This window comes from Micromonospora desertarenae, from assembly GCF_056150265.1.
The window spans coordinates 166223-182386 of the sequence record NZ_JAXCFQ010000010.1 but is presented as its reverse complement, the minus strand read 5'-3'; the positions used below and the strand labels follow the sequence as shown (position 1 = coordinate 182386).

Genomic DNA, 16164 nt, shown 5'->3' with positions numbered 1-16164 from the left:
CTCATCCCCGGCGGCGACCGGCGGCGGGCGCGGCCGGCGACCGGCGGGTCGGGGTGGGGGCGAACAGCGCGGCGAGGTCGTCGAAGCGGATCACCAGGGCGGCGAGCGGCACCGCCGCGGCCAGACCGAGCAGCAGCCCGGCCGGGCGCAGCGGCTCCGGCGGCGCCAGCGCGAACACCGCCCCGCCGAAACCGGCGACCGCCAGCAGCACCGCGTTGCGCAGCACGTGCCGGCCGCCGAGCGGTGCCCCACCGGCGCCGAAGCAGCGGCACGCCGGCCGGCGACCCCGGCGGACGGCCGCCACGATCGCCGCGCTGAGCACGCCGAGCAGGCCGGTCGCCACGGCGTAGCCGGCCGGCACCGTGGCCGGCACGGCGAGCAGCCCGACGACCGCCGCCTCGGCCGCCACGGCGAGGTACGCGGCCGCCGCCACCCCCGCCTTGGTCAGCAGCCCGAACTGGTCGACGGAGCGGGCGAACTCGGCGAACGCCGCCCGGCCGCGTACCTTGCCGACGACCGCCGCCAGGAACACCAGGGCCAGCGTCAGCCGGCCTGCGACCTCGACGTACCGCATCGGCGCCTCCCTGCGCTCGGATCGGGGCAGGCACACGGTAGGAGCCGGGGATACACCCGGGATACATCGGCGACGGCGGCTCGGCCGGCTCCCGGGGCGCACGATGTATCCCGCTGTAACCGACCGCCGTACGGTCCGTCACATCCGACGTGGCGAGGGAGGTGATCAGATGTTTCGTCGGCTGGAAAACCTGGGCGAGCGCATGCTCGGCCTGTTCGTGCCGAAGGTGACCGCGGCCGCCGGCTGTCCGCCGGACCCGTGGTGCGCGGTGTGCGCGACGTGCTACTTCAAGCGGTGCAGCCAGAACCTTGCCTGCAAGACGTCCTGCGGCTCGTGCGGCTACTACTGCTCGGCCGGCGCCACCACGATGACCTCGCTGTGCTGACCGGGGTCGGGCGCGCCGCGGGACCGGACCCCGGTCACGCGGCGCGCCGCTGCCGCGGCAGCCGCGGCCGCACCACCACGCCGAGCAGGTCGGCCGCCGGGATGTAACCGCACTCGCGCGAGTCGTAGCTGTACGGCGGGTTGTCGCCGAGCACCACCAGACGCCCGGGCGGCACCACCGGATCGGCGCCCCCGCGCAGCAGCGGCACCCGGTCGACCGGCACCGGGTCGCCGGGCACCGCGTACGCCCGCTTGATCAGCAGGCCCGGGCCGGCGTCGCCGGGCCGGCCGGGATGGCCGGCGGTCATCGCCGCCGGTGCGGCCACCACGACCACGTCACCGGCGCGGACCCGCTCCATCGGCACCCGCCGGGCCAGCACCCGGTCACCGGCCCGCAGCGTGGGCTCCATGCTGCGCCCCACCACCGACACCAGCAGCAGGTGCCGGCGCGCCCACCACAGCCCGGCGGCGGCCGACGCGAGCGCGCCGGCCACCGCGAGCCAGCCGAACAGCGGCACCGGCTCAGGCGCCGCGCAGGACGGCGGCGAACCGCTCCGCGGCGCGGGCGACCGCCGCGTCCCGGGCGGCCACCGCCTCCTCCACGGTCAACGTCCGGTCCGGGGCGCGGAAGGTGAGCTTGTACGCCAGCGACTTGCGGCCCGCGCCGAGCTGCTCCGAGGCGTACACGTCGAACAACCGCACCCCCTCCAGCAGCTCGCCGGCGCCCTCGACCAGAGCCCGTTGCACCTGCGCGGCGGGCACCGACTCGTCGACCACCAGCGCCACGTCGATCAGTGCCGGCGGGAAGCCGGACACGGTCGGCGCGGGCGCCACCGGGGCCGGCGGCAGGGCGTCCAGGTCCAGCTCCATGGCGCTGGTCCGCCGGGGCAGCTCCAGCGCCGCCACCACCGCCGGATGCAGCTCACCGGCGTGCCCGACGACCTCGCCGTCGACCAGCAGCTCGGCGCAGCGACCGGGGTGCCACGGGGCGTACTCGGCGGCCCGGACCTCGATCCGGTGCTCCGGGATGTCGGCGGCGGCGAGCACGTCCCGGCCGGCCTGGATCGCGTCCGCCCAGCCGGCGGCCCGCCCGGCGCCCCACCAGCCGGCCGGCTCCACGTCACCGGTGAGCACCACCGCGACGTGCCGGGGCTGGTGCGGCAGCACCGCGTCGGCGGCGGCGAACTCGGCCTCGGTGGGCCGGTGCTCCACCCCCATCGCGGGCGGCCGGCCGGCGCCCGGACGCGGCTGGAAGACCGCGCCGATCTCGTAGAGCGCCAGGTCACGCAGGCCCCGGCCGAGGTTGCGCTTGACGATGCCGAGCAGCGGCCCGAGCAGCGTGGTGCGCAGCAGCGGCTCCTCCTCCGACAGCGGATTGGCCAGCCGCACCGCGCGCCGCCGCGGGTCGTCCGCGGGCAGGCCGAGCAGGTCGGGCAGCTCGGGGGCGACGAACGGGTGGGCGAGCACCTCGACGTACCCCCGCTCGGCCAGCGACCGGGAGACCGCCCGGCGGCGCCGCTGCTGCCAGGTCAGCCCACGGCCGGCGGGCGCCATCGGCAGCACCGACGGCACCCGGTCGTACCCGTCGAGCCGGACCACCTCCTCGACCAGGTCGGCCGGGTGCAGCAGGTCCGGCCGCCAGCTCGGCGGGGTGACGGTCAGCGCCGCCCCGTCGCCGGCCGGTACGCCCACCTCGCCCGGATCCTCGGCCAGCCGGTCGGTGCCCCGCATGACCGTGCAGCCGACCTGCTCCAGCAGGGCGACCACCCGCGCCGGCGGGTACGTCACGCCGACCCGCCGGCTGGGCAGGTCGACCGGCAGCACCACCGGGGCGGGCGGCCGGACGTGGTCGATGTCCAGGATCTCCGCACCGGCGGTCCCGCCACCGTGCTCGGTGAGCAGCCGGACCGCCCGCTCCAGGGCGACCAGCGGCAGCGCCGGGTCGACGCCCCGCTCCCAGCGCTTCGCGGCCTCGCTGAACAGCTTGTGCCGGCGGGCGGTACGGCCGACCATCACCGGGTCCCAGTGGGCCGCCTCGAAGAGCACGTTGGTGGTGCTGGCCACCACCTCGCTGGTCTCGCCGCCCATCACGGCGGCGAGCGAGATCGGACCGGTGTCGTCGCAGATCACCATGTCCTCGGCGGCGAGCACCCGGTTGACCCCGTCCAGCGTGGTCAGCTTCTCGCCGGCCTCGGCGCGGCGCACCACCAGCGGACCGGTGATCCGGTCGGCGTCGAAGGCGTGCATCGGCTGGCCGAGTTCGAGCATCACGTAGTTGGTGATGTCGACCGCCAGCGAGATGGCCCGCACGCCGGCCTGGGTGAGCCGGCGCTGCATCCACTCCGGGCTCTGCGCGGTCGGGTCGACGCCGCGCACCATCCGGGCGGCGAACCGGTCGCAGCCGACCGTGTCGCGCACCTGGACCGGGTACGCCGGCGCCTCGGTGCCGCCGGGCGCGGGCGCCAGGCCGGGGTCGCGGAACGGCACGCCGAGCGCGTGCGACAGCTCCCGGGCCAGGCCGCGCACGCTCAGCGCGTACCCCCGGTCCGGGGTGATCTCCACCTCGACCACGACGTCGTCGAGCCCCACCACGGGCCGCGCGTCGTCACCCGGCTTGGCCGGGCTGTCCAGCGGCAGCACCAGGATGCCGGAGTGGTCGTCGCCGAGCCCGAGCTCCCGGGCCGAGCAGATCATGCCGTTGGAGTTGCGGCCGTAGGTCTTGCGGGCGCCGATGGCGAAGCCGCCGGGCAGCACGCCGCCGGGGAGGATCACCACGACCCGGTCGCCGGGGGCGAAGTTGGTCGCCCCGCAGACGATCTCCTGCGGCTCGCCGGTGCCGTTGGCGTTGCCGACGTCGACCCGGCAGAACCGGATCGGCTTCTTGAAGCCGGTCAGCTCCTCGATCTCGCGGACCTCACCGACCACCAGCGGGCCGGTGACGCTCGCCCGCAGGTCCACCACGGACTCGACCTCGATGCCGAGGTCGACCAGGGCCTGCTCCAGGTCGCCGGTGGGCAGGTCGGCGGGGAGGTCGACGTACTCCCGCAGCCAACTGACAGAAACTCGCATGACTCAGACCACCGTCTCCGTAACTCGTACCCGCATCGCCCTACGCCTCGACCCCGTACGCGCGGGTGAACCGCGCGTCGCCCTCGGCCAGGTCCCGCATGTCGCTGACCCCGTGCCGGACCATCACCGTCCGGTCGATGCCCATGCCGAACGCGAATCCGGAGTAGACCTCCGGGTCGATGCCGCAGGCGCGCAGCACCCGCGGGTTGACCATGCCGCAGCCGCCCCACTCGACCCACTGCGGCCCGTCCCGGTGCTCCGGGAACCAGACGTCGAACTCGGCGGACGGCTCGGTGAACGGGAAGTAGTGCGGGCGCCAGCGGGTCTTCGCGCCCTCGCCGAACATGGCCCGGGCGAAGTGGTCCAGCGTGCCGCGCAGGTGCGCCATCGTGATGCCCTTGTCCACCACCAGGCCCTCGACCTGGTGGAAGACCGGCGCGTGGGTGGCGTCCAGTTCGTCGGTGCGGTAGACCCGGCCGGGCACCACCACGTAGATCGGCGGCTGGCGGGTCAGCATGGTGCGCGCCTGCACCGGCGAGGTGTGGGTGCGCAGCACCAGACCGGAGCCCGCCTGATCGCCGGCCGCCGGGGCGGATCCGCCGGCCGGTGCGATGTGGAAGGTGTCCATCAGGCCGCGGGCCGGGTGGTCGGCCGGGATGTTGAGGGCGTCGAAGTTGGTCCACTCCAGCTCGATCTCGGGCCCCTCGGCCACCTCGTAGCCCATCCCGATGAACAGGTCGCTGATCTGCTCCATCAGCGTGCTGATCGGGTGCCGGGCGCCGCGGGGACGCCGGTCGTAGGGCAGCGTCACGTCGACGCGCTCCTCCACCAGCACCCGCTCGGCCTGCTCCCGTTCCAGGATCTCCTGGCGGGCGGCGTACGCGGTCTCGATGGCGCGGCGGGCCTCGTTGACCCGCTTGCCGGCGTCGGCCTTCGCGGCCGGCGGCAACGCGCCGATCTCCCGGCGGGCCAGGGACACCGGGGCCCGGTCGCCGAGGTGCGCCGGGCGCAGCGCGGTCAGCGCGTCCGGGTCACCGGCCGCGCCGAACGCCTTCTCGGCGGCGGCCACGGCCTCGGCCAGGGCGGCCGGGTCGAGCAGGGCGACCTGCTTCGGGTCGTACGGATCGTTGCGGTAGCTCATGGCGTACGGGCACTCCCTCACGGCGGCGCCAGCCCTCACGGGCCGGCGAAGCGAGTCTACGGACGCGCGGCTGTGCCGCAGCCCGCCGGTGGGAGTTGCGCGGAGAGCAGGTCAGGCCCGCCGCCCGCCGACACCGGCGGGCTGGCTAAACGAACGCCGTGGCGCGTTCATGGGCGGACGCTCTCCCCTGCGATCTGTGCCTCGGACGGCCGGGTCACGGCCGCCGCTGTGCTCTCGCTGAAGCGTACAGGCAGACGGCCGCGGCCGCAGCCAGGTTCAGGCTCTCCGCGCGCCCGTGCAGCGGCACCCGCACCCGGGCGTCGGCGGCGGCGGTGAGCGCCTCGGGCAGCCCGTGCGCCTCCGAGCCGAAGAGCCACGCGGTGGGTGCGGCCAGCCGGCCGGCGTCGGCGAGGTCGTCCAGGTCGTCCGCGCCGTAGCCGGTGGTGGCGAGGACGGTGAGCCCGGCGGCGCGCAGCGCCGCGACCACGGCCGGCGGGTCGGCCGCGCGGACCACGTCGACGTGGAAGAGGCTGCCGGCGGAGGCCCGCACGCACTTGCCGTTGTACGGGTCGACGGCGTCGCCGGCGAAGACCACCGCGCTCGCCCCGGCGGCGTCGGCGGTGCGCAGCACGGTGCCGGCGTTGCCCGGGTCGCGGATCTCGGCGAGCACGGCGACCAGCCGGGGCGCCGCGGCCAGCGCCCGGTCCAGCGGCACGTCGAGGTGCCGGCAGACCGCCACCAGCCCTTGCGGGGCGACGGTCTCGGCGAGCCCGGTGAGCGCGTCCTCGGTCACCGGGGAGACCGGCACGCCACCGCCGGTGGCCAGGGCGACCAGGTCGGCGTGCCGGTCCAGCGCGGCCGGGGTGCCGAACAGTTCGGCGACCACCCCGGGCCGGGCCAGGGCCTCGCGGACCGCCTGCGGCCCCTCGGCCAGGAACCGGCCGGTGGCCTCGCGGTCCCGGCGGCGCTGCAACCGGCGGGCGGCCACCACCCGGGGCGTACGCGGGGTGAAGAGCATGGTGTCCTCAGGCATGGACGAGGCGCCCCCGTCTCGTGGACCGGGGCGCCTCGCTCAGCTGCCGGTGGATCAGGCGGCCTGGGCCGCCGCGCCGCCGGTGCCCTCGGCCGCGACCGCGGCCCGGGCGACCTCGACGATCCCCGCGAACGCGGCGGCGTCGTTGACCGCCAGGTCGGCGAGGATCTTGCGGTCGACCTCGACGCCGGCCAGCTTCAGACCCTGGATCAGGCGGTTGTAGGTCATCCCGTTGGCCCGGGCGCCCGCGTTGATCCGCTGGATCCACAGCTGCCGGAAGTCGCCCTTGCGGTCGCGACGGTCCCGGTAGGCGTACTGCATCGAGTGCAGCACCTGCTCCTTGGCCTTGCGGTACAGCCGGGAGCGCTGGCCGCGGTAGCCGCTCGCGGTCTCCAGCAGGGTACGGCGCTTCTTCTGGGCGTTCACAGCCCGCTTGACGCGTGCCATCTCAACTCCTTCTTACGTCAGGTGGCGCGCGTCAGCGGCCGAGCAGCTTCTTGATGCGCTTCACGTCGGCCTTGGCCAGCTCGACGGTGCCGGTCAGCCGGCGGGTCCGGGTGGAGGGCTTCTTCTCCAGGTTGTGCCGGAGGCCGGCCTGCTGGGCAACGACCTTGCCCTTGCCGGTCAGCCGGACCCGCTTGCCCATCCCCGTGTGGCTCTTCATCTTCGGCATGTGGAACGTCTTCTCCCCTGTTACTCGCCGGTGGTCCCGGCGGGCCCGGCCTCGGCCGGCGGCGCCGCCTCGGGGGCGCCGGATTCCCGCTCGCCCCGCGGAAGCGCGCTGCCGCGGGCCGCCGTCGCGGCGGCCTTGGTGGCGCGGTGCGGTGCCAGCACCATGATCATGTTTCGGCCGTCCTGCTTCGGCGCGGCCTCGACGTACCCCAGCTCCGAGATCTCCGACTCGAGCCGGCGCAGGAGCCGGTAGCCCAGCTCCGGGCGGCTCTGTTCGCGACCGCGGAACATGATCGTCACCTTGACCTTGTCGCCGGCCTTGAGGAACCGCACCACGTGACCCTTCTTGGTCTCGTAGTCGTGCGGGTCGATCTTCGGCCGGAGCTTCATCTCCTTGATGACGGTCTGCTGCTGGTTACGCCGCGCTTCGCGCGCCTTCAGTGCGCTCTCGTACTTGAACTTGCCGAAGTCCATGAGCTTGCACACCGGCGGGCGCGCCATCGGCGCAACCTCGACCAGGTCCAGGTCGACGTCCGCGGCCAGCTGAAGGGCGCGCTCCAGCGGGACGATGCCCACCTGCTCACCCTCAGGGCCGACCAGTCGGACCTCACGTGCCCGGATCTGCTCGTTCACGCGTGGTTCGACGCTGATGGGGCCTCCTCGAGTCGAGAATCTGCTGTTGCCGACCCCGCGGCTCCCGGGTGGGAACCGACCCGGAAAGCAGAAGGCCCCGGCGCATGCCAGGGCCCGCTCGACCGGTCGGCACGATCACATGATCGCGCATCCGGCACCGGGACATGCCCGGAACCGGGGACCGGACCCGGCCACCGTCGCGGCGACTCGGGTGGGAGCAGGCGCTCCACTTTCATGGCCGCCCGCGCACGCGCGGACAGCCTGGTCGACTCGACAACACTACACCCTGCGCCGACCCACCCCCAAACCGGACGCCCCACCCCTCCCCCCGCGCCCCGCTCCGCCGTCCGGGGAGGCGGGCCGCCCGTTCGGAGAACGAGGCGTCATCCGGGACGGAACAGCCACTCTTTCAGCGAACGAGCGTGGATCTTGGCGCGAGGTCCGGGACGTCGGGGCGGGGTCAGCGGCCGGCGGCGCGCTCGGCGAGGCGGGTCTGGTGGGCCTGGTGCAGGCGGCGCAGGGCGCGCACCCCGTCGACCGCCAGTTCCTTGTCCGCGGCCTGCAGGGCAACCATCGGGACCAGGTCGTCGTCGTGCAGCTCCAGGCTGGCCCAGGGGGCGCCCCGGTCGAACCGGACCCCCCGGACGACCTCCCACGGCAGGTCGTACGAGCCGAGGACGTTGCGCACCCGCACCCCGCGCGCGTCGGCCTCCACCCGGGGCCGGGTGAAGAGCAGGAAGCCGAGCGCACCGAACACGCCGAGACCGATCATGGCGATCTGGTCGCCGCGCTGGAACGTGCCGTAGCCGTCGCCGGTCGGGCCGCTCAGCGAGGTGGCCACCAGACTGAAGACGATCAGCAGCAGGGCCGCCGAGGTCCAGCAGACCAGCCGGATGCGGCGGGGCCGGAGACGGATCAGCTCGGTGTCGCTCACCCCACCAGTCTGCCACCCGCCCCGGGCGGGTGCTCCGCCGCCACACGCGGCGCGGATCCCCAGCCGCGACCGCCCCGGGGGCGGATGCCGGCGGGCGGCTCGCCGGCCCGGTCACCCCACCCGACCCGGATCGCCGAACCCGGGCCAGGTCGCGGCCACCGGGCCCGCCGTGGCCGGTCAGCCCGGGCGGCCGTCGGGCCGGGCCGGGCGGCGGGGCGCGCGGCCGGCGACCACGACCGCGAGCAGGGTGAGCACCGCGCCGGCCAGCACCGCGGGCCGGGCGCCGGGACCACCCGGCAGCAGGACGTCCAGCAGCAGCGCCCCGCCGAGCTGGCCGGCCACCAGGGCCAGCCCGGTGCGCAGCACCCCGGCCGCGCGCACCCCGATCACCAGGCCGGCGACGATGGCCACCCCGAGCAGCCCGCCGGTGTAGAGGTACCAGGCGGCGGGCCAGCCGGGATCCGGCCCGGCGAGGGCGCCGGCGAGGGCGGCGACCAGCAGCACCGCCGGGGTGGCGACCGCGAAGTTGACGGCCACCCCGGCGGCGGCCGAGCTGGCGGCGGAGATCCGGCCGTTGAGCGCGGTCTGGAGCGCCACGGCGACGCCCCCGGCGACGGCGAGCAGGACGAGGCCGACGGCCAGCTCCCCGACCGGCTGGCCGAACTGGGCCAGCGCCACCGCCGCCACCCCGAGCAGCCCGCCGGCGATCCGGGGGCCGGTGAGCGCGAGCCGGCCGACCGGGGCCAGCCCGGCCCGGTCCACCGCCAACCCGCCGAGGCTGCCCCCGGCGACCTGCGCGATGGTGAACACCGCGACCCCGAGCGCCGGCACCAGGTACGCGCCGAGCACCACGATCGCCGCCCCGCCGAGCCCGCCCAGGTACGACCACCAGGGCAGCCGCTGGCGCCACAGCGCGGCCAACCCGGTCCGCATCGTGGGCAGGACGGCCAGCCCGAGGACCACCAGCAGGGTGCCGCCGAGGTTGTTGACCACCGCGGCCAGCGTCGCGTGCCCGACCCGGGTGCCCAACTCCCCGTTGGCCGCTCCCTGCGCCGCCGAGGCGACGCCGGCCAGGGTGACCAGGGCGAGCGCCAGCCAGGGCGGCATCGGTCGCCGCGCCGCCCCCGGGCGCGCCGCACCGCGTTGCGGCGGAACGGCCCCGCCCGCGGGCGCCCCGACACCGACCGGCGCCGACGGATCGCCGGCCGTCGGCGTCCCGGCGGGGTCGGCGGGACCGTGCCCGGGCGGCGGCGCCGGCCGGGTCACAGCCGGCAGGCGTGGATGTTGGTGACCAGGATGGCGCGGGCGCCGAGTTCGTACAGCTCGTCCATGATCCGGTGCACGTCGTCGCGGAGCACCATCGCCTGCACCGCGACCCAGCCCTCCCGGTGCAGCGGGGAGACGGTCGGCGACTCGATGCCCGGGGTCAGCGAGCTGGCCCGGTCGAGCAGCCCGGCCGGCACGTCGTACGCCAGCATCACGTAGCGGCGGGCGACCAGCACCCCGTGCAGCCGGCGCAGCAGCTGCTCGGCCTGCGGGTGCCCGGTGGCGTCGGCGCGGCGGACCAGCACCGCCGAGGAGCGCAGCAGCGGCTCGCCGAAGACCACCAGCCCGGCCTGGCGCAGCGTGGCGCCGGTCTCCACCACGTCGGCCACCACGTCGGCGACGCCGAGCCGGACGGCGTTCTCCACCGCGCCGTCCAGGCGGATCACGTCGGCCTTGACGCCCAGGTCGGCGAGGTGCCGCTCGACCAGGCCCGGGTACGCGGTGGCGATCCGGTGCCCGCCCAGCTCCTGCACCGAGTCGATGTCGTCGGGGCGGGCGGCGAACCGGAAGGTGGCCCGGCCGAAGGCCAGGTCGACCACCTCCTCGGCCGGCGCCCCGGAGTCGATCAGCAGGTCCCGGCCGGTGATGCCGAGGTCGAGGTCACCGGAGCCCACATAGGTGGCGATGTCCTTCGGGCGCAGGTAGAAGAATTCGAGGTCGTTGGCCTCGTCCCGGCAGACCAGGTCCTTCGGGTCGGTGCGCTGGCGGTAGCCCGCCTCGCGCAGCATCTGGGCGGCCGGCTCGGCCAGGGTGCCCTTGTTGGGTACGGCGACACGCAGCATGACGGAGTGCTCCTAGCAGTCGATTCGGATCAACGACGGGGCGCACTCACAGATGTCGGTAGACGTCCTTGAGCTCGAGACCGGTGGCGAGCATCAGCACCTGGGTCTGGTAGAGCAGCTGGGAGATCTCCTCGGCGGCCCGTTCCCGGCCCTCGTGCTCGGCGGCCATCCACGACTCGGCCGCCTCCTCGACGACCTTCTTGCCGATGAAGTGCACGCCCCGCTCGAGCGCGGCGACCGTGCCCGAGCCGGGAGTGCCGGCGGCGGCCTTGGCCTGCAGCTCGGCGAACAACTCCTCGAACGTCTTCACGCCGCGATTCTTCCAGTCGCCCCACCAGGGCACGTGCGCCGGGTCAGCTTCCGCTCACCCACCGGGACCGGCCAGGAAGGCCCGTACGATGGCGGCGAACGCCGCCGGCCGGGACGCAGGCACGGCGTGCCCCGCGTCGATGGTGACCAGCTGCCCGGCGGGCAGCCGCGCCGCCATCCGGGCGAGCTGATCCTGCGGCAGGTGGCTGGTCGGGCCGCCGGCGACCACCAGGGTCGGCGCGGTGATCCGGGCGAGCCGGTCCCATCCGGCGGGGTCGGGCGCGTTGAGCTCGGCGACCACCGCCTCCCGGGCGGCCCAGTCGTAATCCGGTGGAGGGTCCGGCCGGGCGGGCAGCCGCAGCCCGAGCGGCACCGGCGGCGGGGGTTCGGCCAGCACCAGGGCGGCCACCCGGGTCGGGTGGGCCCGGGCGACCATGGCGGCCACCACCGCTCCCGAGGAGTGCCCGACCAGGACCGGTCGCGCCAGGCCGAGCGCGTCGCAGAGCGCCAGCACGTCGTCGCGGTACAGCGCCAGGCCGTACCGCCCCGGGCGGTCGCTCGCGCCGAATCCGCGCGGGTCCGGGGCGTACAGCCGGAAGGTGTCGGACAGCCGGGCCGCCACCGGCGCCCAGCTGGCGCCGTCGCCGGCGCCACCGGGCAGCAGTACGACCGGCCGCCCGTCGGGCGGGCCCCACGTCCGGTACGCCATCCGCAGCCCGGGCAGGGCGGCGAACTCAAGGGTCACCCGGGTCAGCCGCCGAAGCCGACCCGGTGCCCGTTGCCGGCGGCCAGGCCGCGGATGGCCAGCGCCGCGTCGAGCGCGGCGACGGTCGCCGCCCAGCCCTTGTCCTCGGCCGAGCCGGGCAGCCCGGCCCGGTCCCGGGCCTGCTCGATGGTGTCCACGGTGAGCACCCCGTGCGCGACCGGCTTCCCCTCGTCCAGCGCCACCCGGGTCAGCCCGTCGGTGACCGAGCGGCAGACGTAGTCGAAGTGGGCCGTGGCGCCGCGCACCACGACGCCGAGCGCGACCACCACGTCGCACCGGCGCGCGAGCGCCTGGGCCACCACCGGCAGCTCCACCGAGCCGGCCACCCGGGCCACCACCGGCCGTGCCCCGCACGCCTCGGCGGCGGCCACCGCCCGGTCGAGCATGTGGTCGGTCAGCTCGCCGTGCCAGCGGGCGGCGACCATGCCGACCGTCATCCCGGCCGCGTCCACCACGCCGACCCCGGGCTCGCCGAATCCCGCCATCGCTACGCTCCGATCTCGTCGCCCGAGGCCAGCCGGCTCGCCGGCGCCTCGGTCACCTCGTCCAACTCGTCGAGCAGGTGCCCCATCCGGTCCCGCTTGGTCCGCAGGTAGCGCACGTTCTCCGGGTGCGGCCGGATGGGCAGCCCCTCGCGTCCGGTGATGGTCAGCCCGTAGCCCTCCAGCCCGGCGCGCTTGGCCGGGTTGTTGGTGAGCAGCCGCATCGACCGCACGCCGAGGTCGTAGAGGATCTGCGCGCCGGTGCCGTAGTCGCGGGCGTCGGCCGGCAGGCCGAGGTCCAGGTTGGCGTCGACGGTGTCCCGGCCCAGGTCCTGCAACTGGTACGCCTGCAGCTTGTGCAGCAGGCCGATGCCCCGCCCCTCGTGCCCGCGCACGTAGAGCACCACGCCCCGGCCCTCCGCGGCCACCCGGGCCAGCGCGGCGTTCAACTGCGGCCCGCAGTCGCAGCGCAGCGAGCCGAACACGTCACCGGTGAGGCACTCGGAGTGCACCCGCACCAGCACGTCCTGGCCGTCGCCGAGGTCGCCGTAGACCATCGCGATGTGCTCGGCCGGATCGTGCTCGCTGCGGTAGCCGAGCGCCCGGAACACCCCGTGCTCGGTGGGCATCCGGGCCTCGGCGACCAGCTCCACCTGCTTCTCGGTGCGCCGCCGGTAGGCGATCAGGTCGGCGATGGTGATCAGGGTCAGCGAGTGCTCGGCACAGAACTTCTCCAGGTCCGGCACCCGCATCATGGTGCCGTCGTCGTTGACCAGCTCGCAGAGCACGCCGGCCGGGCGCAGGCCGGCCAGCCGGGTCAGGTCGACCGCGGCCTCGGTGTGCCCGGGCCGGCGCAGCACGCCGCCCTCTCGGGCGCGCAGCGGCACCACGTGCCCGGGGCGGGCCAGGTCGGTCGGGCCGGTGCCGGGGTCGGCGAGCAGCCGGATGGTGTGCGCCCGGTCGGCCGCCGAGATGCCGGTGCTCACCCCCTCCCGGGCGTCCACCGTCACGGTGTACGCGGTGCCGCGCCGGTCCTGGTTGGTGTGGTGCATCGGCGGCAGGTCCAGCCGGTCGCACTCGCTCTCGGTCAGCGGCACGCAGATGTAGCCGGAGGTGTACCGGACCATGAACGCGACCAGCTCGGTGCTGGCCAGTTCGGCGGCGAAGATCAGGTCGCCCTCGTTCTCCCGGTCGGCGTCGTCGACCACGACGACCGGCCGGCCGGCGGCGATGTCCGCCACCGCCTGCTCGATGCTGGCGAAGGTGGTGGTCATGCGACGGCCTCCGAGTAGGTCGACGGGAGCGGGGCGGTGACCGGCCGGAGCGCCCGCGAGGTACGCCACCAGCTCACCAGGCCCCAGGCACAGAAGGCGCCGTAGACGAGGTACATGGCGGCCGAGGGGTAGAAGCCGCCGCGCAGCAGCAGCGGCACGCCGACCGCGTCGACGGCGATCCAGATCAGCCAGAAGTCCACCCAGCCGCGGGCCATCCCGTAGGTGGCGAGCAGGCTGCCGGTGAGGATCCAGGCGTCCGGCAGCGGCCCCCAGGAGCCGAGCGCGGCGAGCACCGGGTAGGCCGCGGCGGTGCCGAGCGCGGCGGCGGCCAGCAGCCCGACCCGCTCCCGGGCGGTGGCCCAGCGGGGGGCGACGGCGGCGCGGTCCGGCGCGGCGCCCAGCCGGCGGGTCCGCGACCAGCGCCACCAGCCGTAGAGGCTGACCGCGAAGAAGAAGACCTGCCGGCCGGCCTGCCCGTACAGGTCGTGCGCCTGCGGGGTGGCGAACACCCCACCGAGGAAGACGGTGAACAGCAGCGCGTTGCCGATCATGCCGACCGGCCAGGCCCAGACCAGCCGGCGCAGGCCGAGCAGCGCGGAGGCGAGCCCGAAGCCGTTGCCGACGATCTCCCGGACCAGCACCGGCGACCCGGCGATGCTCACCTGGGCGTCCAGCAGCCAGTGCAGCGCGCCCATCAGGCGACCTCGCCCGCCGCGCCGCCGGCCGGCAGGCCGGCACCGGGCAGCCGGTCGCCGAGCAGCCGCTCGACGTACTTGGCCAGCACGTCCACCTCCAGGTTGACCGGCTCGCCGACGCCCCGGGCGCCGAGCGTGGTCAGCTTCAGCGTGGTCGGGATGAGCCCGACGGCGAACCAGTCCGGGCCGGCGTCGGCGACGGTCAGCGAGACCCCGTCGACGGTGATCGAGCCCTTCTCCACGACGTACCGGGCGAGCGTGGGGGGCAGCGTGAAGCGGACCGTCTCCCACTGCGGCGCCGGCTCCCGGGAGAGCACCTCGCCGACCCCGTCGACGTGGCCCTGCACCAGGTGCCCGCCGAGCCGGCTGCCGAGCGCGGCGGCCCGCTCCAGGTTGACCGGGTCGCCGGGACGCAGCGCGCCGAGCGCGGAACGGCGCAGCGTCTCGCCCATCACGTCGGCGGTGAAGATCCCGTCGGAGACGTCGACCACTGTCAGGCAGACGCCGTTGACCGCGATGGAGTCGCCGTGGCGGGCGTCGGAGGTGACCAGCGGGCCGCGGACCGCGACCAGCGCGGAGTCGCCGGCCGTCGCGGTCACCCGGACGACCTCACCCAACTCCTCGACGATGCCGGTGAACATGTCAGCCCTCCCTCTTCCGGGGCAGCGCGGTGATCCGCAGATCGGGACCGATCTGGGTAACGTCGGTGAGTTCCAGGTCGATGGCCTCGGCGATGGTCGTCACACCCGCGTCGACCAGCGCGGCCGGGCCGGCGCCGAGCAGCCGGGGCGCGAGGTAGCCGACGACCTTGTCGACCAGGCCGGCGGCGAGGAAGGCGCCGGCCAGTCGGGGGCCGCCCTCCAGCAGCACCGCGCGGACCCCGCGGCCGTGCAGGGCGGCGAGCAGCGCGGGCAGGTCGACCCCGCCGTCCGGGCCGGCCCCGACCTCGTCGGTGGTGGCGATCCAGGTCGGCGCGGCGCCGTCGCGGACCCGGGCGCCGGCCGGGGTACGCCCGGCGCTGTCCACCACCACCCGCAGCGGCTGGCGGATGGCCAGCGTGCCGTCGCGCAGGTTGCGGGCGGTGAGCCGGGGGTCGTCGGCGAGCACGGTGCCCACCCCGACCAGCACCGCGTCGACGGTGCCGCGCAGCGCGTGCACGTCCATCCGGGCCGCCTCGGAGGTGATCCACATGCTGGTGCCGTCGGCCGCGGCGGACCGGCCGTCCAGGGTCGCCGCGTACTTCCAGATCACGTACGGCCAGCCGCGGCGCATCGAGGTGAGCCAGGCGATGTTGCCGGCCTCCGCCTCGGCGGCCCGTACGCCCAGGTCGACCTGGACGCCGGCGGCGCGCAGGGTGGCGGCGCCGCCGGAGGCCACCGGGTTCGGGTCGGGGACCGCGATCACCACCCGGGCCACGCCGGCCTGGACCAGCGCGGTGCTGCAGGGGCCGGTGCGACCGGTGTGGTCGCAGGGTTCCAGGGTGACCACCGCGGTGCCGCCGCGGGCCCGCTCCCCCGCCTGGGCGAGCGCGACGATCTCGGCGTGCGGCCCGCCGGCGTACGCGTGGAAGCCCTCCCCGACGACCCGGCCGGCGGCGTCGAGCAGCACGCAGCCGACCACCGGGTTGGGACTGGTCGTGCCGAGCCCGCGCGCGGCGAGTTCGATCGCGCGACGCATCGCCTCGTCGACGGAGACGCCCGTCATCGCCCTGCCCCTGCCCTCTCACTCGCCGGTCCGCGCGCGGGCGGTTCGGGAGGCATCGGCCGGTTGGCCGCAGGCAGGCGGCGGCGGAGATCCGGGTACGGCGGAGCCGACCCGGGGGCGGGCACGGCACGCCGACATCGGCGGCCGGGCACGGCCCATCCGTCCCGCGCGCTGTCTCCCATCCGGACTGTCTGGGAGCGGGCGTGCCCGCACCCAACCGTCGGCCCCGGATTCTCACCAGGTCCACCGGGCGGCAGAGCCGTCCGGGTCGCGGGCTTACCACGGAAGGCCGTGGATCACCGCCGGTTCGGAATTACACCGAGTCCCGCCAGCGCGTGGTGGGTACCTCCGCAGTCTTACACGCTGGGCGGGGCGTGTCGCCACCG

19 protein-coding genes and 1 riboswitch are annotated in these 16164 nt (G+C 75.6%); of the genes, 1 reads left to right on the top strand and 18 read right to left on the bottom strand.

Annotation, left to right across the window (positions count from 1 at the left end):
• Window position 1: 1 nt before the first annotated feature.
• The gene (locus SM577_RS21395; RefSeq protein WP_474587800.1) at window positions 2-574 is read right to left on the bottom strand and encodes a MauE/DoxX family redox-associated membrane protein; all 573 of its coding nucleotides are present in this window, start codon (window positions 572-574) and stop codon (window positions 2-4) included.
• 169 nt (window positions 575-743) lie between these two features.
• Between SM577_RS21395 and SM577_RS21390 the strand changes: the two genes are divergently transcribed.
• Complete coding sequence (locus SM577_RS21390) at window positions 744-959, top strand: hypothetical protein (RefSeq protein ID WP_302921187.1); 216 nt, start codon at window positions 744-746, stop codon at window positions 957-959.
• Between the two features lie 34 nt (window positions 960-993).
• Here the strand turns inward: SM577_RS21390 and SM577_RS21385 are convergent, their stop codons facing one another.
• The 17 genes from SM577_RS21385 to ribD form a co-directional block, all read right to left on the bottom strand.
• The gene (locus tag SM577_RS21385; protein ID WP_474587799.1) at window positions 994-1476 is read right to left on the bottom strand and encodes a S26 family signal peptidase; all 483 of its coding nucleotides are present in this window, start codon (window positions 1474-1476) and stop codon (window positions 994-996) included.
• A gap of 4 nt (window positions 1477-1480) precedes the next feature.
• Window positions 1481-4027, bottom strand: coding sequence for a phenylalanine--tRNA ligase subunit beta (gene pheT / locus SM577_RS21380; protein ID WP_474587798.1), 2547 nt, complete (start codon window positions 4025-4027; stop codon window positions 1481-1483).
• A gap of 40 nt (window positions 4028-4067) precedes the next feature.
• Window positions 4068-5168 (bottom strand): phenylalanine--tRNA ligase subunit alpha, encoded by a 1101-nt coding sequence (pheS, locus tag SM577_RS21375; protein WP_474587797.1) that lies wholly within the window; start codon window positions 5166-5168, stop codon window positions 4068-4070.
• 214 nt (window positions 5169-5382) lie between these two features.
• On the bottom strand, window positions 5383-6201 hold the full coding sequence (locus SM577_RS21370; RefSeq protein WP_302921183.1) for a TrmH family RNA methyltransferase: 819 nt from the start codon (window positions 6199-6201) through the stop codon (window positions 5383-5385).
• Between the two features lie 54 nt (window positions 6202-6255).
• Complete coding sequence (gene rplT, locus SM577_RS21365; RefSeq protein WP_088994772.1) at window positions 6256-6648, bottom strand: 50S ribosomal protein L20; 393 nt, start codon at window positions 6646-6648, stop codon at window positions 6256-6258.
• A 31-nt stretch (window positions 6649-6679) separates the two neighbouring features.
• On the bottom strand, window positions 6680-6874 hold the full coding sequence (gene rpmI / locus SM577_RS21360) for a 50S ribosomal protein L35 (protein WP_088994773.1): 195 nt from the start codon (window positions 6872-6874) through the stop codon (window positions 6680-6682).
• A 20-nt stretch (window positions 6875-6894) separates the two neighbouring features.
• On the bottom strand, window positions 6895-7506 hold the full coding sequence (gene infC / locus SM577_RS21355; protein ID WP_088994774.1) for a translation initiation factor IF-3: 612 nt from the start codon (window positions 7504-7506) through the stop codon (window positions 6895-6897).
• A 460-nt stretch (window positions 7507-7966) separates the two neighbouring features.
• Entirely contained in the window at window positions 7967-8440 is a 474-nt protein-coding gene (locus tag SM577_RS21350; RefSeq protein ID WP_302921182.1) for a PH domain-containing protein, read from the bottom strand.
• A gap of 177 nt (window positions 8441-8617) precedes the next feature.
• Window positions 8618-9547 (bottom strand): DMT family transporter, encoded by a 930-nt coding sequence (locus SM577_RS21345; protein ID WP_474587796.1) that lies wholly within the window; start codon window positions 9545-9547, stop codon window positions 8618-8620.
• 155 nt (window positions 9548-9702) lie between these two features.
• Complete coding sequence (gene hisG, locus SM577_RS21340; protein WP_302921180.1) at window positions 9703-10548, bottom strand: ATP phosphoribosyltransferase; 846 nt, start codon at window positions 10546-10548, stop codon at window positions 9703-9705.
• Window positions 10549-10594: 46 nt separating this feature from the next.
• On the bottom strand, window positions 10595-10858 hold the full coding sequence (locus SM577_RS21335; protein WP_120331238.1) for a phosphoribosyl-ATP diphosphatase: 264 nt from the start codon (window positions 10856-10858) through the stop codon (window positions 10595-10597).
• 54 nt (window positions 10859-10912) lie between these two features.
• Entirely contained in the window at window positions 10913-11602 is a 690-nt protein-coding gene (locus SM577_RS21330) for an alpha/beta fold hydrolase (RefSeq protein ID WP_474587795.1), read from the bottom strand.
• A gap of 5 nt (window positions 11603-11607) precedes the next feature.
• Window positions 11608-12108, bottom strand: a complete 501-nt coding sequence (gene ribH, locus SM577_RS21325; RefSeq protein WP_474587794.1) for a 6,7-dimethyl-8-ribityllumazine synthase — start codon at window positions 12106-12108, stop codon at window positions 11608-11610.
• Window positions 12109-12110: 2 nt separating this feature from the next.
• Window positions 12111-13379, bottom strand: a complete 1269-nt coding sequence (locus SM577_RS21320) for a bifunctional 3,4-dihydroxy-2-butanone-4-phosphate synthase/GTP cyclohydrolase II (protein WP_302921177.1) — start codon at window positions 13377-13379, stop codon at window positions 12111-12113.
• Window positions 13376-14074 carry a nicotinamide riboside transporter PnuC gene (pnuC, locus tag SM577_RS21315; protein ID WP_474582000.1) on the bottom strand — a complete coding sequence of 233 codons (699 nt, stop codon included), beginning with the start codon at window positions 14072-14074 and terminating at the stop codon, window positions 13376-13378. The genes SM577_RS21320 and pnuC overlap by 4 nt, the downstream gene beginning before the upstream one ends.
• Window positions 14074-14715: a riboflavin synthase gene (locus SM577_RS21310; RefSeq protein ID WP_302921174.1), complete on the bottom strand. Its 642-nt coding sequence runs from the start codon at window positions 14713-14715 to the stop codon at window positions 14074-14076. The genes pnuC and SM577_RS21310 overlap by 1 nt, the downstream gene beginning before the upstream one ends.
• A gap of 1 nt (window position 14716) precedes the next feature.
• The gene (gene ribD, locus SM577_RS21305) at window positions 14717-15778 is read right to left on the bottom strand and encodes a bifunctional diaminohydroxyphosphoribosylaminopyrimidine deaminase/5-amino-6-(5-phosphoribosylamino)uracil reductase RibD (protein WP_474587793.1); all 1062 of its coding nucleotides are present in this window, start codon (window positions 15776-15778) and stop codon (window positions 14717-14719) included.
• Window positions 15779-15944: 166 nt separating this feature from the next.
• Window positions 15945-16115: riboswitch (FMN riboswitch) on the bottom strand.
• Window positions 16116-16164: the final 49 nt, after the last annotated feature.